21 protein-coding genes are annotated in these 23,700 nt (G+C 59.0%); 10 read left to right on the top strand and 11 right to left on the bottom strand.

Annotation, left to right across the window (positions count from 1 at the left end):
• Positions 1–41: 41 nt before the first annotated feature.
• From BM216_RS25735 to traC, 4 genes are read right to left on the bottom strand one after another with little or no spacing between them, the layout of a single operon-like run.
• A complete protein-coding gene (locus BM216_RS25735; protein WP_093002077.1) occupies positions 42–239 on the bottom strand; it encodes a hypothetical protein in 198 nt (65 codons plus the stop codon).
• 22 nt (positions 240–261) lie between these two features.
• A complete protein-coding gene (gene traG, locus BM216_RS25730) occupies positions 262–2,196 on the bottom strand; it encodes a Ti-type conjugative transfer system protein TraG (RefSeq protein WP_093002076.1) in 1,935 nt (644 codons plus the stop codon).
• Positions 2,183–2,398, bottom strand: coding sequence for a type IV conjugative transfer system coupling protein TraD (locus BM216_RS25725; protein WP_177230910.1), 216 nt, complete (start codon positions 2,396–2,398; stop codon positions 2,183–2,185). Before BM216_RS25725 ends, traG begins: the two co-directional genes overlap by 14 nt.
• Positions 2,399–2,402: 4 nt before the next feature.
• Positions 2,403–2,699 (bottom strand): conjugal transfer protein TraC, encoded by a 297-nt coding sequence (gene traC, locus BM216_RS25720; protein WP_093002074.1) that lies wholly within the window; start codon positions 2,697–2,699, stop codon positions 2,403–2,405.
• Between the two features lie 256 nt (positions 2,700–2,955).
• Between traC and traA the strand changes: the two genes are divergently transcribed.
• The 5 genes from traA (at position 2,956) to BM216_RS25695 (ending at position 9,262) form a co-directional block, all read left to right on the top strand.
• Entirely contained in the window at positions 2,956–6,258 is a 3,303-nt protein-coding gene (traA, locus tag BM216_RS25715) for a Ti-type conjugative transfer relaxase TraA (protein ID WP_093002073.1), read from the top strand.
• Positions 6,255–6,785, top strand: coding sequence for a conjugative transfer signal peptidase TraF (gene traF / locus BM216_RS25710; RefSeq protein WP_093002072.1), 531 nt, complete (start codon positions 6,255–6,257; stop codon positions 6,783–6,785). The genes traA and traF overlap by 4 nt, the downstream gene beginning before the upstream one ends.
• On the top strand, positions 6,775–8,001 hold the full coding sequence (locus BM216_RS25705; protein WP_244530330.1) for a conjugal transfer protein TraB: 1,227 nt from the start codon (positions 6,775–6,777) through the stop codon (positions 7,999–8,001). The genes traF and BM216_RS25705 overlap by 11 nt, the downstream gene beginning before the upstream one ends.
• 12 nt (positions 8,002–8,013) lie before the next feature.
• Positions 8,014–8,640 carry a TraH family protein gene (locus tag BM216_RS25700; RefSeq protein WP_093002070.1) on the top strand — a complete coding sequence of 209 codons (627 nt, stop codon included), beginning with the start codon at positions 8,014–8,016 and terminating at the stop codon, positions 8,638–8,640.
• A 313-nt stretch (positions 8,641–8,953) separates the two neighbouring features.
• Complete coding sequence (locus BM216_RS25695) at positions 8,954–9,262, top strand: transcriptional repressor TraM (protein WP_093002069.1); 309 nt, start codon at positions 8,954–8,956, stop codon at positions 9,260–9,262.
• A gap of 9 nt (positions 9,263–9,271) precedes the next feature.
• Here BM216_RS25695 and traR read toward each other — a convergent pair whose 3' ends face one another.
• Both traR and BM216_RS25685 read right to left on the bottom strand, forming a co-directional pair.
• Complete coding sequence (gene traR, locus BM216_RS25690) at positions 9,272–9,976, bottom strand: autoinducer-binding transcriptional regulator TraR (protein ID WP_093002068.1); 705 nt, start codon at positions 9,974–9,976, stop codon at positions 9,272–9,274.
• A 309-nt stretch (positions 9,977–10,285) separates the two neighbouring features.
• On the bottom strand, positions 10,286–10,879 hold the full coding sequence (locus tag BM216_RS25685) for a nitroreductase family protein (protein WP_093002207.1): 594 nt from the start codon (positions 10,877–10,879) through the stop codon (positions 10,286–10,288).
• 429 nt (positions 10,880–11,308) lie between these two features.
• Here BM216_RS25685 and BM216_RS25680 point away from each other — a divergent pair, with 429 nt between their 5' ends.
• Entirely contained in the window at positions 11,309–12,208 is a 900-nt protein-coding gene (locus BM216_RS25680) for a LysR family transcriptional regulator (protein WP_093002067.1), read from the top strand.
• Positions 12,209–12,493: 285 nt separating this feature from the next.
• Here BM216_RS25680 and BM216_RS25675 read toward each other — a convergent pair whose 3' ends face one another.
• The 5 genes from BM216_RS25675 to BM216_RS25655 all read right to left on the bottom strand — a co-directional run bounded on the left by BM216_RS25675 (position 12,494) and on the right by BM216_RS25655 (position 18,197).
• Complete coding sequence (locus tag BM216_RS25675; RefSeq protein ID WP_244530329.1) at positions 12,494–13,054, bottom strand: hypothetical protein; 561 nt, start codon at positions 13,052–13,054, stop codon at positions 12,494–12,496.
• Between the two features lie 202 nt (positions 13,055–13,256).
• Complete coding sequence (locus tag BM216_RS25670; RefSeq protein WP_093002066.1) at positions 13,257–14,711, bottom strand: aldehyde dehydrogenase family protein; 1,455 nt, start codon at positions 14,709–14,711, stop codon at positions 13,257–13,259.
• A 125-nt stretch (positions 14,712–14,836) separates the two neighbouring features.
• Positions 14,837–15,916, bottom strand: a complete 1,080-nt coding sequence (locus tag BM216_RS25665; protein WP_093002065.1) for an MBL fold metallo-hydrolase — start codon at positions 15,914–15,916, stop codon at positions 14,837–14,839.
• Positions 15,917–15,963: 47 nt separating this feature from the next.
• Positions 15,964–17,082: an NAD(P)-dependent alcohol dehydrogenase gene (locus BM216_RS25660; RefSeq protein WP_093002064.1), complete on the bottom strand. Its 1,119-nt coding sequence runs from the start codon at positions 17,080–17,082 to the stop codon at positions 15,964–15,966.
• A 260-nt stretch (positions 17,083–17,342) separates the two neighbouring features.
• Positions 17,343–18,197 (bottom strand): pirin family protein, encoded by an 855-nt coding sequence (locus BM216_RS25655; RefSeq protein ID WP_093002063.1) that lies wholly within the window; start codon positions 18,195–18,197, stop codon positions 17,343–17,345.
• A 208-nt stretch (positions 18,198–18,405) separates the two neighbouring features.
• Here BM216_RS25655 and BM216_RS25650 point away from each other — a divergent pair, with 208 nt between their 5' ends.
• The 4 genes from BM216_RS25650 to BM216_RS25630 all read left to right on the top strand — a co-directional run bounded on the left by BM216_RS25650 (position 18,406) and on the right by BM216_RS25630 (position 23,456).
• Positions 18,406–20,085: an MFS transporter gene (locus BM216_RS25650; protein ID WP_244530328.1), complete on the top strand. Its 1,680-nt coding sequence runs from the start codon at positions 18,406–18,408 to the stop codon at positions 20,083–20,085.
• Positions 20,086–20,208: 123 nt separating this feature from the next.
• Complete coding sequence (locus BM216_RS25640) at positions 20,209–21,309, top strand: Gfo/Idh/MocA family protein (RefSeq protein ID WP_093002061.1); 1,101 nt, start codon at positions 20,209–20,211, stop codon at positions 21,307–21,309.
• Positions 21,310–21,431: 122 nt separating this feature from the next.
• Positions 21,432–22,448: an aldo/keto reductase gene (locus BM216_RS25635; protein WP_093002060.1), complete on the top strand. Its 1,017-nt coding sequence runs from the start codon at positions 21,432–21,434 to the stop codon at positions 22,446–22,448.
• Between the two features lie 30 nt (positions 22,449–22,478).
• Entirely contained in the window at positions 22,479–23,456 is a 978-nt protein-coding gene (locus BM216_RS25630) for a LysR family transcriptional regulator (protein WP_093002059.1), read from the top strand.
• The last annotated feature ends 244 nt before the right edge of the window (positions 23,457–23,700 follow it).

Here is a 23,700-nt window from a genome sequence, read left to right as displayed (position 1 = left end):
GCAAACACCAGACCAGACGCCGTCTGTGGAGCTGACATCGATCAATATCCGAGGAAGCAGAGGATATCGCCACCAAAGAAATTTCCGTAGTCGTCGGGGAGACCAATGACCTCTCCACTTTCTGTGTCAACCAGCGCACCGTCGCGGTCGCGGACCACCGCACCGACGCCGTGCTTCCGACATTCTTCGATTGCTTCAGCCGCCGTCACCTGAGCTTCGCATGCTTCCCAATATCTCATCGTCCGTCCTCGATTGACCTCATCACGGTCTGCTGGTGCCGGAGAAGTTCCTGTGAAACCTGTTCTCGCCGACACAGGCCCTCATGTCCTCGCGGCGGAACCAGATGGCGCGCCCGCATCGAAGCGGCGCGTTGCCCGAGGTGAAGACGATCTGTTCGTCGGCGCGCATGCGCAGAACCTCATGCGGAAGGATCAACGGTCGACGGATGAGCTGCTTCGACCGCGATCTCGACGATCCCTTCATCCCGGACGAGCGATTGGTCTGGTCGACCTCGACTGTCGTGTCGCCGCAGCGCTTGGAGATGTAGTCGGCGGTATCGGGGTCGTTGATCGCCGCAAAAGAAATCCAGGATGCGGATTCGAACCATTTGCTCGTCGCATCACGCCCGCCATAAGCCTCGCGCATTTGTCCGAGCGACTGGAAGATCATCGTCAGCGTGATGCCGTATTTACGGCCCGCGTCGCGGGCGGTCTCAAGGATCCGCAGATAGCCGAGACGCGCCACCTCGTCGAGCAGGAAAAGGGTGCGACCTTTCACGTCGCCGTTGCGATTATAGATCGCGTTCAGCAGTGAACCGATGACGACGCGCGCGAGGCCCGGATGGGCTTCTAGCACTTTCAGATCGAGCGCGATGAAAATGTCAGTCTCGCCGTTTGCGAGATCGTCCGTCGAGAAACTGTCGCCGGAGACGAGAGCGGCATAGTTAGGGTAGGACAGCCAGTGGGTTTCCTTCACCGCATTGGCATAGACACCGGAAAACGTCTCCGGCGTCATGTTGACGAAGACGGCGACATTTTCCTTCACGAAGGTGGACTCCGACCCCTCGTAGATTTTCGTCAGACGTGCCCGAAGTTGCGGCTCGGGTTCGGAAAGGTTGGCGCGGACACGGCGCAAAGTCTGGTCTTTTTCGTCGGTGTGGCCGGACAGGCAGACGTCGGCGATCAGCGCTGTAAGGAGCTGCATCGCCGAGGCCCTGAAGAAGTCGTCGCGGGCGGACGCCGTGCGTGCATTGTCGGTCATGATCCATGTGGCGACGGCGACGATGTCCTCTTCCTTGGTATTGCCGTGACGACCGATCCAGTCCAACGCGTTGAACCCGACACCGCCTGCCGTCGGATCGAGCACGATCACCTTGCGGCCAGCCTGGCGCCTGTGTTCACTGACCATGGGAGCAACTTCGCTCGACGGATCCAGCACAACGAGACCGCTACCCCATTTGAGTGCGGTCGGGATTGTTACCGAGGTCGTCTTGAAACCGCCGGAGCCGGCGAAGACGATGCCATGCGACGAGCCGAAGGAACCGTCGAAGCAAAGGAGTGGCGACTTGCCGCCAGCACCCCAGCTTTGTTTGGCATCGGCCCGGAACGGCATGGCGGCAACGCTGTCGCGATCGACGCGATAGCGCTCACCGATAACGATGCCGCCGGGCTCGGGAAACAGCTTTGCCGCCTCCTGGATCCTCATCCAGTCGGCTTCGCCATGCACGGCGCGTTTGCCGCCAATCCGGCGAGGGCCGCCGCTTGCAAAGGCCGCATTGCCCTTGATGGCGACGCGAAGCGCGAAGACGCCACCCAGGAAGGCGAGGCCCGCGCCGACCACGGTCGCAGGATCGGCATAGGCGAGAACCGATTGTCCAGCTGGCACCTCGCTGGCGATACCGGCGAGGCGGATCGTTTCGCGTGAAATCGCGGTGATGACGACCAAAGCGCCCCCAGCCAGCACGCTAAGACCGGCAGCTTTGATATTGGCCGAACCATTGGCCGCGAACAGCGCGACGACGCCGATCGCGGCGGCAACGATATAGGGCAGGGCGAGCCCGACGCGGCCCAGCATTAGCTTCGCCTGCGCCGCTGTGCCGAGTGCCGACAGCCGATGTTCAAATCCTGACACGAGGACCATCGCCACGAGCATGATTGCCGCGGGCAGAATTGCCAGAAGCAGCCTATTTGCCGTCATCACCAAAGGCCTCCGCGCCGATTGCTGCCAGTCGGGCCTTTTCCGTCTCGTCGCCCCTGATCCGCTTGCTTGCGTCGATCAGCAGGCCGAGCAGCAAAGAGCGCTTCTCGTACCGCAGTCCTGCCTTGACGATCAGGCCGCCGAGTTCAATCTTTTCGCGCGTGTCCTTTTTGCGCGCCTCTGTCGTCGTCGATTTCGTCATCCGCTCAAGCCTCACCAGACCCGCCCGCATCCGCGCCAGCCGGCTGCGTCGCGGACGGGTCACTGCCGCTCCTGCTCTCGCCGGCATTCTTTCTTCCGGTCGCAGCACCTTTGCCTCCGCGAAACCGTTTGGCGACCTCCTCGAAGGCCGCCTGGAGCTCGGCTTCGTCGATCTCGATCTCCCCGAGGCCGGCCTTCAGGGCGATGCGTCCGATGCGCTCGGCCTCACGTGTCTCGGCCTGCTTCAACTGGTCCTGCAGCCTGGCGATTTCTTCTCTGATCTTCGATGATGGCTTCTTCATTCCGGTCGCTCCTTAGAAGTCTGGGCGTTGCACTTGCGACGCCCAGATTCTTCCGGATGCGCGGAAAAAGACATCTGCAGATCTGCAGATCGCCAATGGCGATGCTTTGGTGAATGATCCCGGCCGTTCCGAAGGAATGGCTCCAAGGGCGCAATTATACGTCGCGGCGCGACGTGTTGCTTTTCATGCCCGGCTGAGCCAGTAGCCTCCCGGCCGCTCCCGACGAACAACGCTCGAACCAGGAGTTTCCTTCGCCGTGGCTGTTGCCCATTTCTCAGCCAGCATCGTCAGCCGGGGCTCCGGCCGCAGTGTCGTGCTGTCTGCCGCCTACCGGCACTGCGCGAAGATGGAATATGTGCGCGAGGCCCGCACCATTGATTACACTCGCAAGCACGGCCTGCTGCACGAGGAGCTTGTCCTTCCCGCCGGCGCCCCGAGATGGGTTCGGTCCCTGACCGCTGATCGTTCTGTCTCCGGAGCGTCGGAAGCCTTCTGGAACAAGGTCGAAGCTTTCGAGAAGCGTGCGGATGCGCAGCTTGCCCGCGACCTGACGATCGCACTCCCGCTGGAACTGTCGGCGGAGCAGAACATCGCCCTGGTCCGGGATTTTGTCGAGAAACACATCCTGGCCAAGGGCATGGTGGCTGACTGGGTCTATCACGACAATCCCGGCAATCCGCATATCCATCTGATGACCACGCTGCGGCCGCTGACGGACGACGGCTTCGGCTCGAAGAAGGTCGCAATCATTGGCGACGACGGCCAGCCGGTCCGTACGAAGTCCGGCAAAATACTCTACGAACTCTGGGCCGGTTCGACCGATGACTTCAATGTGCTGCGAGACGGCTGGTTCGAACGGCTGAACCATCATCTGGCGCTCGGCAGCATCGATCTGAGGGTAGATGGTCGTTCCTACGAGAAGCAGGGGATCGATCTCGAACCCACCATCCATCTCGGCGTGGGAGCCAAGGCGATTGAGCGCAAGGCGGAGCAACAAGGTGTCCGCCCGGAGTTAGAGCGGATTGAGTTGAACGAGCAGCGACGCTGGGAAAATGCCCGCCGCATCTTCAAGAATCCCGCCATCGTGCTCGACTTTATCACGCGGGAAAAGAGCGTCTTCGACGAGCGAGACATCGCCAAGGTCGTGCATCGCTACATCGACGATCCCGCTGTGTTCAAGCAGCTGATGATCAGGATCATCCTGAACCCGGACGTGCTGCGGCTGCAGCGTGACTCCATCGATTTTGCGACGGGCAATAAGCAGCCGGCGCGTTATTCGACGCGAGCGATGATCCGGCTGGAAGCGACGATGGCACGGCAAGCCATGTGGCTGTCGGCAAAGGAGACGCATGCCGTTCCCGAGGATGTACTGGGTGCCACGTTCCGGCGGCACGAGCGGCTGTCCGACGAGCAGAAAGCAGCGATCGAGCGCATTGCAGCGCCTGCCCGCATCGCAGCCGTCGTCGGGCGCGCGGGCGCCGGCAAGACAACGATGATGAAGGCAGCCCGTGAAGCCTGGGAACTCGCTGGATATCGTGTCGTTGGCGGCGCACTCGCGGGCAAGGCGGCCGAAGGATTGGAGAAGGAAGCGGGGATCCAGAGCCGGACGCTTGCGTCATGGGAGCTGCGCTGGAGCCGCGGCCGTGACGTCCTGGACGACAAGACGATCTTCGTTATGGACGAGGCCGGCATGGTCGCCTCGAAACAGATGGCTGGGTTCGTCGATACGGTGGTTCGGGCCGGCGCGAAGATCGTGCTGGTCGGCGATCCCGAACAGCTCCAGCCGATTGAGGCGGGCGCTGCCTTTCGCGCCATTGTCGATCGCGTCGGTTATGCCGAACTCGAAACCATCTATCGCCAGCGCAAGGATTGGATGCGCAAGGCTTCGCTCGATCTCGCGCGCGGCAATGTCGAAAAGGCGTTGAGCGCCTATGGTGCCAATGTCAAGATTACGGGCGAGCGTCTGAAGGCCGAAGCCGTCGAGAGGCTGATCGCCGACTGGAACCAGGATTACGACCAGTCAAAGACGACGCTGATCCTCGCCCATCTGCGCCGCGACGTCCGGATGCTCAATGTCATGGCTCGCGAGAAACTCGTCGAGCGCGGCGTTGTCGGTGAGGGCAAGATCTTCAAGACGGCCGATGGCGAGCGCCGTTTCGATGCCGCCGACCAGATCGTCTTCCTGAAGAATGAGGGATCGCTCGGCGTCAAGAATGGCATGATCGGCCAGGTCGTTGAGGCCCAACCGAACCGCATCGTGGCCGTGGTCGGCGAGGGGGATCATCGGCGCCAGGTGATCGTTGAACAGCGGTTCTACAACAATCTCGATCATGGCTATGCCACGACGATCCATAAGAGCCAGGGCGCGACGGTTGATCGCGTGAAGGTACTTGCCTCGCTATCTCTGGATCGTCACCTGACCTATGTGGCGATGACCCGCCATCGCGAGGATCTGCAGCTCTACTACGGGACGAGGTCCTTCTCCTTCAATGGTGGCCTGGCCAAGGTTCTATCCCGAAGACAAGCCAAGGAGACGACACTCGATTACGAGCGCGGTCAGCTCTATCGCGAGGCGCTACGCTTTGCCGAAAACCGTGGCCTGCACATCGTCCAGGTCGCTCGCACGCTGGTACGCGACCGGCTCGACTGGACATTGCGCCAGAAGGTCAAACTGACCGATCTCGGCCGGCGCCTTAGCGGTTTCGCCGCGCGCCTTGGCTTCACTCAATCCTCGAACACTCACACGATGAGGGAGGCGGCACCCATGGTCGCGGGCATCAAGGCATTTTCCGGCTCTGTTGCCGATACGGTCGGTGACAAGCTTGGCGAGGATCCCAGCCTGAAACGGCAATGGGAGGAAGTCTCGGCGCGTTTTCGTTACGTCTTCGCCGATCCCGAAACAGCCTTCCGGGCTATAAATTTCGATGTCGTGATCGCCGACAAGGACGCTGCCCGTCAAACGCTCGAAACGCTGGAGACGAACGCCGCATCGATCGGCCCGCTCAAGGGCAAGTCCGGTATTCTTGCCAGCAAGGCGGAGCGAGAGGCGCGCCGCGTCGCAGAGCTGAATGTTCCGGCCTTGAAGCGGGATCTTGAGCAATACCTTCGGATGCGCGAGACCGCCGCATTGAGGCACCAGGCAGACGAGCAGGCGCTGCGCCAGCGGGTCTCGATCGACATTCCGGCGCTGTCGCCGTCGGCGCGCGTGGTGCTGGAGCGGGTGCGTGATGCGATCGATCGCAACGACCTGCCAGCCGCGATGGCCTATGCGCTGAGCAATCGCGAGACCAAGCTTGAAATCGACGGCTTCAACCGGGCGGTGACCGAGCGGTTCGGGGAACGGACGCTGCTGAGCAACGCGGCGCAAGAGCCTTCGGGAACGCTGTACGAAAAGCTTTCCGAGGGTATGAAGCCGGAGCAGAAGGAGCAACTGAAACACGCTTGGCCGTTGATGCGCACGGCTCAGCAACTTGCGGCTCACGAGCGCACCGTCCAGTCGCTGAGACAAGCCGAGGAACAGCGTCTATCCCAGCATCAGGCGCCGGTGCTGAAGCAATGAGGCGGAGGCGGGTTCTTCTGTTTCTGGCGAGGGTCGCCGTCGTCACGTCCGCGCTGGCGGCGACAGCGTTCTCAGGTGGCTATCGGCTGAACCTGACCCCAAGCGAGCCGCTCGGCCTCTGGCGTATCGAGAAGCTTCAACGTCCGGTCGCCATCGGCGATCTGGTGTTTCTGTGCCCACCGCCGGCGGCTGTATTCGCAGAGGCGTGGCGGCGCGGCTATCTGCGCCGCGGGCTTTGCGCCGGCGGGTTCGCGCCGCTGATCAAGACCGTCGCGGCACTTCCCGGACAGCATGTCGACATCACCGATCATGTGCTCATCGATGGTCGTCCGGTTCCCTCATCGTTGGTGTGGGGGAGGGACGGCGAGGGCAGAGTGCTCCTGCCAGATCCCGGCGGTGTCGTACCGCCGCATCATCTGTTCATTCACTCACCTTTTGCGAGCTCGTATGATAGTCGATATTTTGGCCCGGTTCCGGATTCCGGTCTTCTCGGCCTGGCGCGGCCGGTTTTCACCTTTGAGCTATGATCGCGGTGAAAATCATCCGCTGAATAGCCGGAAATTCATCCTCCTGATCATCGCGTCCATTGCCTGTGGGTGGATCGCCTGGACCGGCGAGGTGCTTCTCCTTCCAGCCGCCATGATCTTTCCGTTGCTCTGGGCAATGGCACCGTCACGCTACTATGCTGCGCTTGTGGCGGCCGGGTATTTCCTGGCGGCCTCCCGAGGGTTGCCGCAGGGCGTGGCGAACTTCTATGCCGCCAATCTCTGGCCCGGTCTGGCACTTTGGGTGATGGCTTCCGCATCCTTCGTCATCGTGCATGCAGTGTTCTGGACGAAACCTCGTTGCGGAAACACTCCCGGGAAGGAAGGAACGGACGCGGCGAGAGGGCTACGCTATCTCGCGGTCATGATGCTGATGGCACTGCCGCCTTTCGGCATTACCGGTTGGGCACATCCCCTGACAGCCGCTGGCGTCTTGTTTCCCAGCTGGAGATGGTGGGGAGTTGGCGCGACCGCGATCCTGTTGGTCGTCATGACCGGTCGAAGATGGCAAATCGCGGTCGCAGTCCTTGGAGGACTTTACGTCTGGTCCGCCACGAACTGGACGCCCCTGAAACTAACACCCGGCTGGATCTCCGTCGATCTGAAACAGGGGGCAGAACTCGGGCGCAATGGCTCGCTTCAGTATCACCGTGACCTGATCACAAGGGTGCGCAAAGCCGCGGAGTCAGGCAACGATGTTCGTGTCGCGGTGCTGCCTGAAAGTGCGCTCGGGTTCTGGACGCCGGCTACAGCGCGGGTCTGGCAGGAAGCTCTCCGTGGCTCGGACCTCATCGTCGTCGCAGGTGCTGCTGTCATCGACGCGAGGGGCTATGACAACGTGATGGTAGCGATCTCAGCCGATGCGGCAAAGGTCCTCTATCGCGAGCGCATGCCGGTCCCGGGTTCGATGTGGCAGCCCTGGTTGCGATGGACCGGGAAGGGCGGCGGCGCGCGGGCCGACTTCTTCGGCAATCCGGTGGTCGAGGCTGACGGTTTCAAGGTCGCGCCGCTGATCTGCTACGAGCAGCTTATTCTCTGGCCCGTGCTGCAATCGATGCTGTACTCGCCCGAACTGATTGTTGCGGTCGGCAATGGCTGGTGGACGGAAAACACCTCGATCATTGGCATCCAGAAAGCCGGCGTCACAGCCTGGGCTCGGCTCTTCAATCTACCCGTCGTCATGGCCTTCAACACATAGGGAGTATTCAGGATGTTCGATGCCGCCCTTATCCAGCAATGCGCCGATCCTTCCCTGAAGCCTGCGATCGTCGAGCAGTTCATCGCGCAAGCCGGATCGCAGGATCCGCTGGCGGTCACCGTGCGCTCCGGTAACCGGGTGGTGCTCGTGCCGAAGCCGACGACGCCGGAAGAGGCTCTGGTTCTGATCCGCGACAATCTCGGCCGTAACGCCGTTCGCGTGGGTATCACCCAATATCCGGCGGGCGTCGGCATCTTCGAGGCCGGGCAGTTGAAGCCGGAGATGGTCGAGCCATGTGAGAATATCCGCATGGGGACAGCGCTATTTGCCAAGGTCTACCGGATCGTAGCGAAATGGTATGGGAATCCGATGGCGAAGGAAGTCCTGCCACAGGTCATGGACGATGCGGTCATCGCCTGGCAGACGGGGTATTTCGAAGGGGTCGGTGTTTTCCATGCCGAGGATCCGGGGCAGGAGAAAAATACTCACACTGCCACGACCGATCCCGAAAAACCTGAAGATAACTCCGATCCCGATGAAGTTAGTGGGCCGCCGGCCGCGGCAACCGACACTGTAATGTCCGATCCCAACAAGGCGGGCATCAGGATTGATCTCTCGGGGATAGGTGCGAGACCATGAGACAAGCGATCTGCAGATCTGCAGACCGATTGTCTTTCCAATGCCCTAGCGGAAACAGTCTTAAGCTTTTATAAGACGGGGCAGGGCAGTACGCGCTGCCCCGGGGTGTGGAAACCTCTGTGCAAAGGTTGATGTTGGCCGAAACAACATCGGAATCCTCTGACCATTTGGCCGGGGGCCTGTGACGTATGTCCAGGTGCCTCGGTGCTAAAGGTCGCAGGACTGTGCACACAGTTTCCAACCCCCGGCTTGGGTTCAGGGATTAACGTTTGCGGGGGCGCACCGCGGACAAATTTCCAGGGTTGGATCGCCGATGACTTCGAATGATTTTAGCGCGTCCGCGTCAAGCGAACTACGCCCGGTGATCGGGCTGACGCGCGGACTGCCGGCCCCGGATATGGAGCTTTTAGCAGTGAATGCCATCCGGCTTCACAGGCAGCTCTTGGAGAAGGCGGATCAACTGTTTCAGGCTCTCCCGCAGGACTATAAGATCGGTAAGGCTGCGGGTGGCGCACAGCACCTGGAATACATTGAAGCCATGATTGAGATGCACGCGCAGATGAGCGCGTTGAACACGCTGGTTGAGCTTCTCGGTTATATTCCGAAGGTGTCGACTAACTGATCCTGGCGGCTAAATCAGGCCGGCGCGGATAGCCAGCGCCACAAGATGCGGCATGGTATGGACTTGAAGCCGCTTGCGGGTTTCTTCGATTTTGCTTTTCACGGAATTGTACTTGACCCCCTCCAGGTCGGCGGCTTCGTCCATGGTCTTGCCGACGGCGATCCAGTTCAGATAGGCAGCCTCTTTGGGGTCAAGCCATCCCGGGTGTTGCTCCGTCGGCGTCAGTGGCAACAACGACATTCGGGTATGAAGTTGGCCCACCGCCGCCGCTGCTGCCACCGGATTGATCTCGCGCTCAAGTTGGATTTCCGTCATGCCTGAAGCGAGCGTGAACATGGAGGTGGAGCCATTCGCCGCCCTGATCGGAATGGTAATTCCAGAGCGAATGCCAAAATCGGCAGCGCGATCGAAGAAGTCGCGCTCTTTCTTTGAAAGACGCTTTCGCTCCAATTCGCCGCTCCATGAGAACGCCTGCTTTAGCGACTTGGCGCGGTTAACGATGGGGTCGACCGCCTCGAACTTCCGTTTGAAATAAAGAGCCCGCCATTCGGGGTGATAATTGGATGCGGCGACGGTGTGACCTGGTCGAATGTATAAATACGCGTAACCGCCAAAGCCCGCCTGCTCGGCAAGGTGGCTCAGGGCGTCCTTCAGGATGGTTTCATCGCCGCGAAGTGCTGCGAGATCTGTCAGCTTGTCGAGCCAATGTTGCATATTTTACTCCGTAAAGGTCAGGTGGGACAGATCATACGGATCTCCTCCTAGGAGTGCATCTATATCATATATCAATCTAAGATTGCATAATTGTTTTTATGGAACTGCGCTATGCAACGTCCAAGCTCGAACGTAAAAGTCAATTCGGCCAAAGTAGCGCTGATGCATCTCAGAGAATGAAGATGAACGGCGGGTACGCTGGTCATTGTGAAAAATCATTATTTTTGAAGGGATTTGAACCTTGGATCTACGTTTCAATTCACCTAACCCAATGGATACACTAGAGGCATCCGTCTTTCTTCCGTAGCTCTAGCGAAAGAAGCTTCGAAAACGGTCACTATCGGAGATGACTGTCTTTGCGGGAAAAGGCGCCTCGTTGGAGCCGAACGGCATCTGCGCGCGTAATCTCCAGGTCTCAGGTATGTTCCAATGCCTTTTGATCTTTGCGTCAACCAGCGGGTTATAGTGCTGAAGACTAGCCCCAATTCCGATGCACGCGAGCGCGATCCAGACCGAAAATTGAGCCATCCCAGATGCTTGCTCTGACCAATCTGGGAAATGATCAGCGTATAGCGGCCACTGATCTTGTAAGATCCTGATCACATTCCGATCCTCGAAGAAAAGAACAGCGCCTGCTCCAGCTGCGAAGCTGTCGATCTTTCTAAAGGAATGCTTCTTAGCTTCGCCTTCGACGATATGACTTAACTCCGACTTCACAATATCCCAAAGTTTTTGATTTTCGTCGCGATGCAGGATCACAACCCGTGAACTCTGCGAGTTGAACGCCGAGGGTGATAGGCGAACCGCCTCGCGAATAAGTGCATCGATCTCCTCGTCGGGAAGCACGATGTTTTTGCCAAGTGAATACTGCGTCCGACGTTTTGCAAGAAGTTGCGCCACCATACTGCTGCTGGCGGATTTTTCGTTTGGCAGCTCCAATTTAATCTCCTGGTTTTCTGTGGAAACAAGCATGAGGCCTGGATCGCCGACGCAATAGCCCGTCAAGGCGAAACCCGTCGTTGCGGAATTACGAACGACCTCGGCACGACCTTATCGCGTGGATAAAGTTCGGGTGGCTAATGCGGCAGAGTTCCGAGGCGGGTGGCACCCTCCCCTCCCAAAGTCGCCCATAATGCCGGCTCAACCTCGTCTCCTATCGCGGCGGTTGAGAGTGATCTTCACCAATACTGTAACTCGCTCGGTCCTTTAATTCGGCTCGGCCCTTTCGTGTTGCTGAAGTTCATTGGTACGACCGCGGAGCGAATTGGGAACTTGACAATATTTCATGCCTCGTGTTGCAGTGGCTGCAATTACTGGGGCGGTGTGTTGTTGATGGCGGAACCCGAGTCCGTTGAGATCTTGGACCTAATCTCTTTCATTCGGGTGGTCGAAACAGGTAGTATCGCGGGTGCGGCCAGCCGTTTGGGGATTGCCAAATCGATCGTCAGTCGCCGCATCAGTCGTCTAGAAAATTTTCTAGGGGCAACACTCCTCACACGTTCCCAGAAGGGAACAGCTCTCACAGATGTTGGCCGCGAGTATCATGTGCGAGCAGCTTCTGGGCTGGCCGAGTTAGAGTCCGCGCAGGAAATGGTCGTGAGGTCAACGACCGAAGCATCCGGTCAGGTCAGAGTTTCCGTTCCCGTAGCTTTCGGAGAGTTCTGTCTCGCTCCACTGCTGGCAGAGTTCGCCCTGCTCCATCCGCGGATTCACTTTGATGTACGCTTTGAAGATCGTCAGCCGGATCTTGTAGCCGAGGCGTATGACTTGGCGGTAAGGATCGGAAGTATCACTGATTCCGTGCTAATTACGCGCAAGCTTGCAAAGGTCCGCTGGGCTGTCGTCGCTAGTCCTTCCTACCTGAAAGCAAGAGGGCGCCCCTCAAAGCCTGCTGAACTGGCGGCGCATAACGCGATCCTCTACTCCTTTGATACGCTCGGCTGGCGTTTTCATGGCCCGGATGGGTGGGAACAAGTCCGCGTGAACTCACAGTTTCGCACAGACAATGGTCAAATGATGCTTGCCGCCGCGCGCGGCGGACTTGGTATCGTGGTTCTGCCCGTCTTCATGGTGCAAGAGTCGCTCGCCAGCGGCGACCTCGAGGAGGTGGTTCCTGGCTATAATCACGCGGGAGCAGATCTGCACATACTGATGCCGCCCGCCCGCGCGGGTATTGCTCGCGTGCGCGCGCTGGTGAACTTCTTGTATGAGAAGTTCGAACGTGAAATCTGATGCGTTCGCGGTCCTTCAAGGTCGATATGACGACGGGATGCTAAAGACGAGGCACCCTCTCGAGCGACGAGCCTGAGCCTTAGAAAGCGGTTGGCGCTGCCATGGATCCGAGCGTTTCGCTGCTGATAGTGGCCACGATGGTCCGCCTTTACGGTCATTTGCCCGGAAGGCGACCGGCGGCGATCCTCTCGCCGTTCTTTCAACGACACGACCTGCGATGGAAACCGCAAGGCCAGATGCGGTCATTGGAGAGCGGGGGCAACTGCAACCTATTGCAGAAGGTTTTCAAGTGACTTTTCCGATAAGGCGGGCGAGCGAAACCTTAGCCAAATCGCGGAATTCCTGCCCGACTTGCGAAAGTGGATCGGTGACGCTGACACGCGGCTTGACGGAGGCCGCTATACGATCGCGCAGATCGGGGTCGGAAATGCTGGCATGTTCGACCAGTGCGCGGATAACAGTGTCGGTTGCGAACTCCCGAGCGCTTTGCGCAAGGGCAGATTTCTCGCGTCTCTCTATTTCGAGCTCCGCATGGCTCTCTGCCTTTCGGCGTCTCGACCGAATTCCGCGTTCTTTTTCCCAATAGCGCGCCGTGCCGCGCCCCAAATAGAGTATTTCCCAGGCGTGGTCTGGATCACCACCCTTGGCCGTGTCCGCATTCGCACCACACAGGTGCAAAAACAGCTGACGCATGGCGGCATCCACGAAGTAGGCTTGGGCGGTGGTTGGTGGTCCAAGTGGCTGAAATGCAGCCTCCGATTCCTTTGCCGCCTGGATGATGGCTGCATGTATCGCATCCATCATCGTTCTTTCCGCCTGCATCAAAGCGTCGACCTTGTCTTGCAAATCATTATCCTCTCGGAAGTTGCTGTATACAATCAGAGGAGATGCCGACCAATTTTGTCAGATGTCTGCATCGGTCAGCCAAACTGGATTGGTAACATTAAGTGGAGATTACGCCGGAAGACCGAATGCGAATTTCAATTGAAGCTCCAGCAATCGATGCGCTGCCTTAAAGGAAGCACACCTTCTGACCAACTGGCTCCTTTTATCGCAACAAACCCGGCTTAAGAGCGATGTGCTTGTACTCGATAAAGTCCTCGATTGCGGCAACGCCGTTCAGCCTCCCGAGACCGGATTGCTTGAAGCCACCCTCCTCCGTCCCGTTATACACCTTGGCCCAGTCGTTGACGAACACGCTTCCCGCTTCAAGCGCCTGTGCGACCCGCAACGAGCGATCCACGTCCCGCGTCCAGATCGAGGCGGACAGGCCATAATCGTTATCGTTTGCCAGCACGACGGCTTCCCGCTCATCTGAGAACCGCTGTATGGTTATCACAGGACCGAATGTTTCCTGCTGCACGACTGGCAGGCTGTTGTCGGATACCTCCAGCATCGAAGGACGGAAAAAAGCACCTTTCGCCAACGGGCCTTCTGTCACTGGACCTCCTCGAACGACCACAGTTGCACCCTGCGACAGCGCATTTTTCACCACGTTGTCGACACGGGCCACGTTCTCCTTGTCGATGAGTGGCCCCATATCGCTCGCCGGGTCGGATGCCGGTCCGACTTTGACAGCACGCAGCCTTTCGGCGAGGCCGTGGCGGACCCGTTCATAGATTGAACTCTGCACGAGCAGCCGCGAGCCGGTCATGCAGAACTGACCAGCAAAGATGGTGAGAGCCTTTTCAAGAACAGGCAGTATGGCTGCGATATCAGCGTCATCGAATACGATCATCGGAGCCTTGCCGCCGAGTTCCAGCCCGAACCGCTTCATTCTCTTCGCACCGATGGCTCCGATGGTTCGCCCGGTCTGTGTGCTTCCAGTGAAGCTGATCGTCGGCACGTCGGGACTTTCAACCAGAAGCGCAGCGCCGTCCGAACCGCTCTCAACGAACATGTTCACGACGCCTTCCGGCAGGTCTGCCGCTTCCGCAAGGACCTCGGTTAGAACACTGGCGACCTGCGCCGTTTGACCAGGCATTTTGACGACGACCGTGCAGCCGGCGGCGAGCGCTGGAGCGAATGAACGAACCGACAATATGACGGGAGAATTCCAAGGGACGATGATCCCCGCCACTCCCATCGGCTGGCGCAGTATCACGGAGAGACTGCCGGGCTTGGGCAATGTCGCCCGCCCTGCCTCCGTACGCGCCATGGCAGCCCAGTATCGAAGCTTGCTCGGACCACCGTCGATCTCCAGCGCCGCCTCGCCGAGCAGTTTGCCGTTCTCAAGCGAGAGGATTTCGATCAGGCGTTCGCGATTTCGCTCGATTGCCGATGCCATCTGATCGAGCACCCTTGCACGAAGCTCGGCATCGTCGCGCCAGGCGGTTTCGCGGAACGCGCGTTTCGCGGCTTCGATGGCAGAGTGCGTAGCCGCTCCGCCATCGTCCGGATAATCTCCGATCGTCTCATATGTCGCCGGATCGATGGAGCGGCCGCGTTTGGAAGACGAGACAAAGATGCCGTCGATCCAGTTGTTTGCGGAAAACGTCGTCATTGACTTGCCTTTCTGATGTTGCAAGGGCGCGCGAGATCCGTCCCGCGCTCATGGGCGGCCTCCGGACACAACGGGGTAATGCCGTGCCCACTCGATTTCGAGGTGTGCCGGAGGACGATCCCGGTTCAGGTTAGGAACGGCGGCGGATTTTCGCCGCGCAGGCGGTAGTTCGGCCGCGGCCTTTCCAGGCGGATCGACTCCAGCACGGTATAGGCGTGATATTTCGTCTGGGTCGTCACGCCCGCAAGCCGCTCCGACCAGAGCTGGCCATTGCTGCTCTTCCTTTCCAGGACATATTTCGTGGCAAAATTGGCCATCGAATTGATCCAGTTCTCGGTCCCGGAAAACACCTGGTCCCAGCCGGCGCCCTCCAGGATGCTGACGAGCGCATCCGACCGGCTGAATCGATCCACGGCTGCCTGTGCTCCGTCGAGGACGTCCTGGAAATACTCGATTGAAGCTGCGACCGTTTCCGGCGTCCCGTATTTCATGTGATGGCCGGCCACGAGGAAATCGAACTCGTATTCCATCAGTTGCTTCTGGGCTTCGTACCAGCCGGTAATATTCTGCGATGCGTCGCAATGCATGAAGGTGGCGCTGCCGGGGCTGACGATGTCGATGACGGTCAGTACCTTTTGCGCCGGCGCATAAATGAAGATGTTGCCGGGGCAGTGGTTCTCGCCTTTGTAGGACAGTTCGAGCGTCACCCCGCCGACGACAAGCAGATGATCCTTGTCGAATGTCACGGTTGGCACCGGTCGGTTCGGGTCGGGGAACCGCTCCAGCAACTCCTTGGTGATGTCGTGCGCGATGATCTCGACATTCGGGCCGAAAACAGAGGCGGCGCCGATGTGATCGGTGTGCCAGTGGCTGTAGATCAGATGCGTTACCGGTTTGTCCGTGACGTCCTCGATCGCGGCCAGCATGTTTTCGCCGATCGTTGGCGGTGCGTCGATGGCGACGACACCGTCGCTGGTCACGACGAAGGCCGCGTCGTAGCCGCCGCTGGTGACCCAGTAGAAACCGCCGCGAAGCTCTTCGACATGGTAGCCGAGCCGCTGGAAGCGTTCAGAAGAGAAATACTCGGGATAATATCCCGGCGGATCAGCGGGGTGTTCCCCGGCCTCCGGAAAGCCGTAATGGTCGATCCCGAAAAAGTTGGGCTCGTCGGTCGCTCTGATCAGCTTCTGGTGTCGGTCGCACATGTGATCAATCCTCCATGATGTTTGCGATATCGAAAGAAAGTGGGTTATTAAGCGGCTTGAGGGGGAAAGCGCAGGACGGCCTTGATCGCGCGCCCTGCCGCGACATCTTCAAATGCCTCATTGATATCGGCGAAGTCGTAGAAGGCGAGCAGCCTATCGAACGGGAAACGGCCGCTTCGATAAAGACCGATCAGTTCCGGAATCATCAGCCCGGAAATTGCATCGCCCTGGATAATCCCGATGAGGCTTTGCCCTACCGTGAGCCGGGAGGCATCGACGACCGCGCCCGAATGGTCATTGAAGGCGACGAAACCGAACTGCCCCATCGGAGCAAGAGCGCCGATGCCGGCATCGAGGTTCTCCTTCCGCCCGCTCGTGTCGAGAACGTATTCGACGCCGCGAGAGGTGATATCCCTGATCGCCGCAGCTACATCGGTTTGCTCAAGCGGGTTGACGCAATGTGTCGCGCCGAGTTCGTTAGCGAGCTTCAGCCGTTCGGTATTGACATCGATGGCGATGATGATTGCCGCATCGGCGACCTTGGCAGCCATGATTGCAGCCAGTCCCACCGCCCCTACTCCGAAGATCGCGATCGAAGCACCGACCGGCACTTTGAGCGCCTTCAAGACCGAGCCGGCTCCGGTCTGAAACCCGCAACCGAGCGGCCCGAGCAGTTCGAGCGGAACATCGTCCGGGACCTTGACGGCATTGCGCTGATGAGCGAGCGCATAGGTGGAGAATGAGGACTGACCAAAGAAATGCGCATGGAGCCTGTTTCCGTCGGGCGCTGCCACGCCGATCGTTCCATCGAGCCTGGTGCCGGCGAAATTTGTTTCCCAGACATGATCGCAATAGGCTGCATGGGAAGACATGCAGGGTTTGCAGTGGCCACAGGAGTGATAGGAAAGAACGACATGATCGCCAGGCTTGAGATGCGATACGGTCGATCCGACACGTTCGACGATGCCGGCGCCCTCATGGCCGAGGATAGCGGGGAGCGGCGTCGGCATGAGCTGTTGCCTGACATGCGCATCGGTTGCGCAAATGCCCGTAGCAACCATGCGAATGAGCACTTCGTCGGGGCGCGGGGCCTCAAGTTTTACTTCACGAAGAATGAAGGGCCCATTTTTTTCTTCCAGTACGGCTGCGGTCGCTGATTGGATCATCTGTTCCTCCTGGGCTGATTTCGGATACTGGGACGAGTGATCCCGCTCACGGACCGGCGGCGATCCATGTTCGGAAGGCTTGATCCGATCCGCTTGAGTTTTGGACGAGCGGTGGTGAAGCGGCTTGTTTCTCAACCCGTTTGCGGGCCTGCTGTTCGCAAACATATCCGTGCTGTCGAACGGCTAAAGACAGCAATGGCGGAACGCCGGGTTGCTGATAACGAAACCCTTTGTGGTTTCATGGCAGCTGGACAGTCAGATCAGACAGGTCGCATCGTGCCGGCATTCGGAAATTTGCCTTGGCGGTATGCGGCATAGTAGCCGGCAAGCTCCTCTTTGGAGCCTGCGATAAATGGGCCTTGTGCCACGACATGGATTTTTTGCGGTTGGCCTGCATACACAAGCACGCGCGCGCCATTCTCACCCGCCTTCAGCCTCATGGCGCTTTCACCGTCAGTTGCCAGCGGATTGGTCCAACCGACCTTATCCGTAGTTAGAGCCGTTGCCCCGGTGCCTGCCTCGATTTCGCCTGCGATGACCACGAAGAAGCCATTATATGATGACGGCAGAACCTGCTCAAACGCGGCGCCTGCCTCAAGCCGAATTTCGACCAAGGTTACAGGCACGGCATTCTTCGTCGATGCGATGATCCCTGCGGAACGACCACTGTAAACGGTCGCTTCGAAGCCGTCGCCGCGATGGACCGGCATTTCGTCACGTCTCAGGATCTGCACCCTCGGCGCCATATTGCGCTTCCGGTCGGGAAGAACTAGCCATAGCTGAAACAGACGCATACCCGCAGAGACCCGTGCATCTTCCGAATGGACGATGCCGCTTCCGGCAGTCATCCATTCCACGTCGCCTTCGGCCAAGCATCCGCCGGCATCCCCCATGGTGCCGTGAAGCATGAACGTGACAGTTTCCAGGCCGGCATGAGGGTGGGCCTCGCCGAACTGCCCCTCTCCCGTCACATGGTCATCCGCCATCAAGAAGAACGGATCGGTTGCGGAAAAATCTCCCGGCGCGACGACGAGGGCCGCCTTGTGCCGCTCGCCTGCGAAACCGGGCCCGAGAGGCGGTGTCGTCGTAATCCTGTTGATGGACCTGTGAAGCATCTTTGCCTCCTGAAGTTAAGGATTACGCCCATCCGCTCTATTACGAATGAAGGGCGCCTCGAATGATGTCACTGATTTTGAGCGAATGACGGCTCGCAACAAGTCGCGATAGTTCGAACCTTATGTTGCCAAACCAGCAACGCCCCAGGCGACCGGAGTTGGGTTAGACTGCGGCGGATTGATGCCGTCAATCCAACAAGAGAGCACGATGATGAAACTGACGCGACGAGTTGGCAGCTTTTTCCGTGAGGAGGCATGGGACTTTCCCGAGCATGAAAGACCAATGGTCGCGGGGTCGCCAGCGACACCGGAACATGCCCTGTCGCTGCGGATTGCCTATACCTTCGTCGCAATTCTTGTGGGTCTAACGGGCGGGCTGGGCAACGCGCTGGTTATAGTCAACATCGCGGAGCTGCGAACGGGCTTGGAGTTGAGCGCCGTTCAGGCGGCATGGCTGCCAACGGCCTATGTCATGACCAATATTTCCGCCAATCTGCTGCTGATCAAGTTCCGCCAGCAATATGGCCTGCGTGTATTCACGCTGATTGCCCTTGGCCTCTATGCTCTCCTCTCGCTCACCTATCTGTTGACCGCAGATCACTGGCTCACACTCGCCGTCAGGGCTGCAAGCGGCTTTGTCGCGGCGGCGTTGACCCCGTTGTGCCTTTTCTACGTGACGCAGGTCCTTCCGGGCCGTTGGCGCGTCAGGGGGGCGATACTTGGACTTGGTATCTCGCAATGCGCGTTGCCGCTCGCAAGCGTCATCTCGCCATGGCTGTCTGCGGGCTCGCATTGGCAGTCGATATTTCTGGTCGAAGCGGGTCTTGCCGTTTTATCTTTCGCCGCCGTCGGGGCATTCCGACTGCCACCCGCCGAGCAACAGCGAGTGTTCGAGCCTCTGGATTTCCTCACCTTCCTGCTTGTGGGCGGGAGCCTCGCCCTGATTGCAGCAGTGTTGGGGCTTGGGCGGCTGGAAGGATGGTTCGAGACCCGATGGATCCTCGTGTTTCTGTCACTCGCACTTCCGATGCTCGTCACGGCGCTGATGCTGGAGGACGGTCGAACCGTACCTCTCCTTAACCTGCGCTGGCTTGGGAGCGGTGATATAGCCCGGTTTGCTCTCGCAATTTTCATGGCGCGGATAGTCCTTGCGGAACAAAATGTTGCAACCGGGTTCCTGAAGGCGCTGGGAGGCAGCGGCGAAGACCTCAGAGCTCTTTCTCTTGTCATCCTTGCCAGTTCGATTTCTGGCGTGATCGTGAGCGCAGTCACGGTGAATGTCGAAAAATTGGTGATGCCTATGATGCTGGCCGTCACCGCAATCGCTGCCGCGGCATTTGTCGACAGCTCTGCTACGGGCCTTGATCATCTGCCGCGACTTTATCTGTCCCAGGCGGCGATTTCATTCTCAGCCATGTTCTTTCTCGGGCCGGCACTGGTGTTCGGCATCACCAGCGCGCTGCAGAAAGGGACCCGAGAACTCTTGAGTTTCATCGTCCTGTTTGGAGCAGTCAATTCAATAGGCGCTCTCTCCGGCCATGCTTTGTTCGGGACATATATCGACACCACCGTGACTAATTCCAAAGATTGGGTCCTTGCCCATCAGAACGCCTTGCGCTTGGCAGCGGTGTTGTCTCTCATAACGGCACTCTATCTGGCTGTGCTCCTTACAATTCGTGTGCGCCATAAGCTGGCGGAAATTCACCGGCAGAAAGCAGCGCCGAGCGCAGGTGCAGACACGGTCGATCCGCCTGCCGGCATCAAGCGGCCAACAGGAACACGCTGGCATCCTCCGTCTGTGTCGTCGCCTGACCGATTGCTCTTGAGCGCAACAGCGGCAGTCGGAGCGGTCTTGCTTTTGTCAGCGGTATGGCTGCCCGCGCGGTAGGCGATATCCATGGTGTGGATGCTTACGCATACCATTTATCGATTTCACCGCAGTGCCGAGGGTCGGATACCTCTGACCCAAGGCGCGGGTTCGCGTCCAGCAACGTGATTTGGAGCATCGCAGATGGCGGATAAAAAATTTCGTGTGGGTATTATCGGAGCAGACACTCACGCAAGCTGGGCGGGCGCATCGCACGTGCCCGCCCTAGCGTCACAACCTCACCTAACGCTAGCGGCGGTGGCGACCCGACGCGAGGAAAGCGCCAAGGCGGCGGCCGAAGCATTCGGCGCAGAACTCTGGTTTGCCGATCCCTACGCGATGATTAGCGACAAAACCATTGACGTCATCACGGTCGCCGTGAAGGTGCCGGCGCACAAGGATCTCGTGATGGCCGCCTTGCACGCGGGTAAGGCCGTCTATTGCGAAGCGCCTCTGGGCGCAACGCTGGCGGAAACAAACGAGATGGCCGTAGCAGTCGGGTCTTTGCATACCGCGATCGGCCTGCAAGGCCGGCATAATCCTGCCGTCCGACGTGCGGCGGAACTGGTCGCGTCAGGAAAGCTCGGTCGCTTGATGTCGGCCCGTGTCGGCGCAACCACGTTCGGCTACGGTCCGCAATCTCCGAGTATGTACGACTATTTCAACAAGGCCGCTTCTGGCGCCAGCTTCATGACGATCACGGCGGGGCACGTGCTCGACGTCATCGAGGCTGTGCTCGGCAACATTGTGGAGGTCGATGCGCGCACGGAGTTGCTCTGGCCGGAGATCGAGATCGTCGATAAAGGCGAGACTTCAAAGCGAGAGATTCCGGATCATCTCGATCTGATCGCTAAGACGGCAAGCGGTGCGCCTGTGTCCGTTCAGATTCTGGCTGGCGTACCTGCAGATGAAGCGAGTTTTAATTTCGAGATCCGTGGTTCCAAAGGCTGGCTGAAGCTGACCGGCAATCATCTGGCAGGTGTACAGGTCGGAGACATCAAACTCTCTTCGAACCTCGAGTTCATTGCGCCCGATACGCCTGTAGCGACTGGCGTCGGCCCGACCGCGGCCGATTTCTGGGCGGGCGCCGCTATCAATGTCGGAGAGGTGTATGCGTCCCTGGGGCGCGATCTGACGAACGGTACATACACCACTCCCGGGTTCGACCATGCCCGCCATAATAGCCGTCTGATTGCGGCCGTCGAGCTTGCGGCAAGAACGGGTGAGCGGCAGCTCATTGGTTGAGATGTCCCAGACGGCCCGGCATTCGCAACGAGTGTCGAGCCGTCCGTAAGCGCAAGCCGTACGGAAATGCCCTCAACGAGACCGCGCCCCACATCGGCGAACATCAGAAAAAGGACCACATCATGCAAATGCGCAAGCTCGGTGAGAGCGGGTTGTTCGTGTCGGAATTGTGCTTCGGCGCCATGACGTTCGGCGGAACGGACGGATTATGGGGCAAGGTGGGAAGACTGGGTCAGGAGGATGCCGATGTACTGGTCAAGGCCGCTCTCGACGCTGGCATCAACCTCTTCGATACCGCAAATGTATATGCGCACGGACGCAGTGAAGAAATACTGGGGCGCTCGCTGAAGAACCTTGGTGTGTCGCGCAGGGATGTCGTGATTGCCACGAAAGTCGCGTCTGCCATGGGTGACGGACCAAACCATCGCGGCGCTTCGCGGGGACACATTATCTCCGAATGCAAGGCAAGCCTCGGCCGGCTTGGTCTGGACCACATCGACCTATATCAGATCCACGCATTCGATTCCGCTACACCGATCGAGGAGACGCTGGAAGCGCTCGACACACTCGTCCGAGCCGGGGACGTCCGCTACATCGGCCTGTCGAACTGGGCCGCATGGCAGATCATGAAGGCGATCGGGATAACACGCGCCAGAGCCCTCGCGCCCGTAACGTCACTGCAGGCATATTATACGCTTGTCGGGCGCGATCTGGAACGCGAGATTGGCCCGCTGCTCTCATCGGAACGTGTTGGCCTCATGGTGTGGAGTCCACTTGCCGGCGGCTATCTCACCGGAAAGTACTCCGCCGGTGGTAACGCAGCAGGCGGCCGACAGACGCAATTGGATTTTCCACCCATCGATCGCATCCGGGGAGAGCCCCTGATCGCGATCCTTAAAGCCGTCGCGGAGAAACACGGCGCTAGCCCGGCGCAGATCGCGATCGCCTGGTTGCTGAAGCAAAGCATTGTCTCGACGGTCATCGTCGGTGCAAAGCGCGTCGAGCAATTGCAGGAAAACATTCGGTCCGCATCGATTGAGCTGGACGATAGCGACATGGCGAAGCTCGATGCGGTCAGTCGTCTGCCAGTCGAATATCCGGGCTGGTTGCTGAACGACGGAAATGGACACTCGCGGTGACACGGAAAAGATGCTTGAGATTGATGAAGGATGGGCATAATGATCCATTCCATGAATTTACACGGTATCGATCTCAATCTTCTTGTTGCCTTTGATGCCCTCAATTCCGAGCGCAATGTGACACGAGCCGGAAGCCGTATTGGCCGGACCCAGCCGGCTATGAGCGCGGCTTTGTCGAGGTTGCGGTTTCTACTGCGTGACGAATTATTCGTTCGCGGACCGAGCGGCCTTCAACCCACACCGCGAGCCGTAGAACTCGCCGAACCTATTTCGCTTGCTCTGCGGGATATTCAGCGGACCTTGCAATTCACGCAAGGTTTTGATCCCGGCAAATCAACCATGTCTTTTTCCATTGCCGTTTCGGCGCATGCAGGTTCAGTCATATTGCCGCGCCTCCTGTCACTGCTTGACGAAAAAGCCCCAGGCATTGATATCAAGGTCAGAGACTACGGCAGTCGCGATGACGCAATTGCCATGCTCGACAGCGGCGGCGTCGATCTGACGGTCGGAATTCCACCAACACCTACAAGCAGGATCCTGACCGCACGTCTTTTCCAGGAGCGGTTCGTCTGTATCTTGCGGAAGGATCACCCGATACTGGACCGCCGGTTCGATGCCGAGACATTCCTGTCTCTGACACATATCCTGGTCGCGCCCGACAATGAGGGCCTGGATGTTGCCGATGCCGCACTGGCTTCGAAGAATTTTAAGAGGCGATCCGCTCTGACCATTCCCCATATGCATGCGGCGCCGGCATTGATAGCATCGTCGGATATGGTTGCGACCGTGATAGAAAGCGTCGTGGCCCATTCAGGTTTTGCCGAACGCCTCGCAATGTTCGACTTCCCTCTGCCCCTGAACCCGATCCCGTTCGTGTTGTCCTGGCATCGTCGCAACGACGGACATCCGGCGCAGCAGTGGCTGAGAAATGGTATCATGGCCGCGTTCCCCCATGTATGGCTTCCCTCGGAGAACATCTGCGCCGATCTTGCCCGCCAGTACTACTAGCGCTCGTGGATAAAGACTGGCAGCGGAAACCGATTTTGATTCAAGGCTGCCAGCTGGAGGTTCTTTGGACGAGCTGATTGTCAGCTTGATCCGCCCGTTTGAGCTTGCGCTGAAACGAGGTGGCTCTGTCGGAGCTTGCGGGGTAGATACGGCGACTGCGGATTGCCGTTCCGTCCGCCATCTCGTCCCACCGAAACGCCGGCCTTCCCGCACGGTGCGCTTCATAGAAAATGGTCGCCCTGTT

The sequence above is a fragment of the Rhizobium sp. NFR07 genome, from assembly GCF_900111905.1.
Classification (GTDB): Bacteria; Pseudomonadota; Alphaproteobacteria; order Rhizobiales; family Rhizobiaceae; genus Neorhizobium.
Note: the sequence above shows the minus strand (reverse complement) of the source record. Positions and strands in the feature narration are given on the sequence as shown.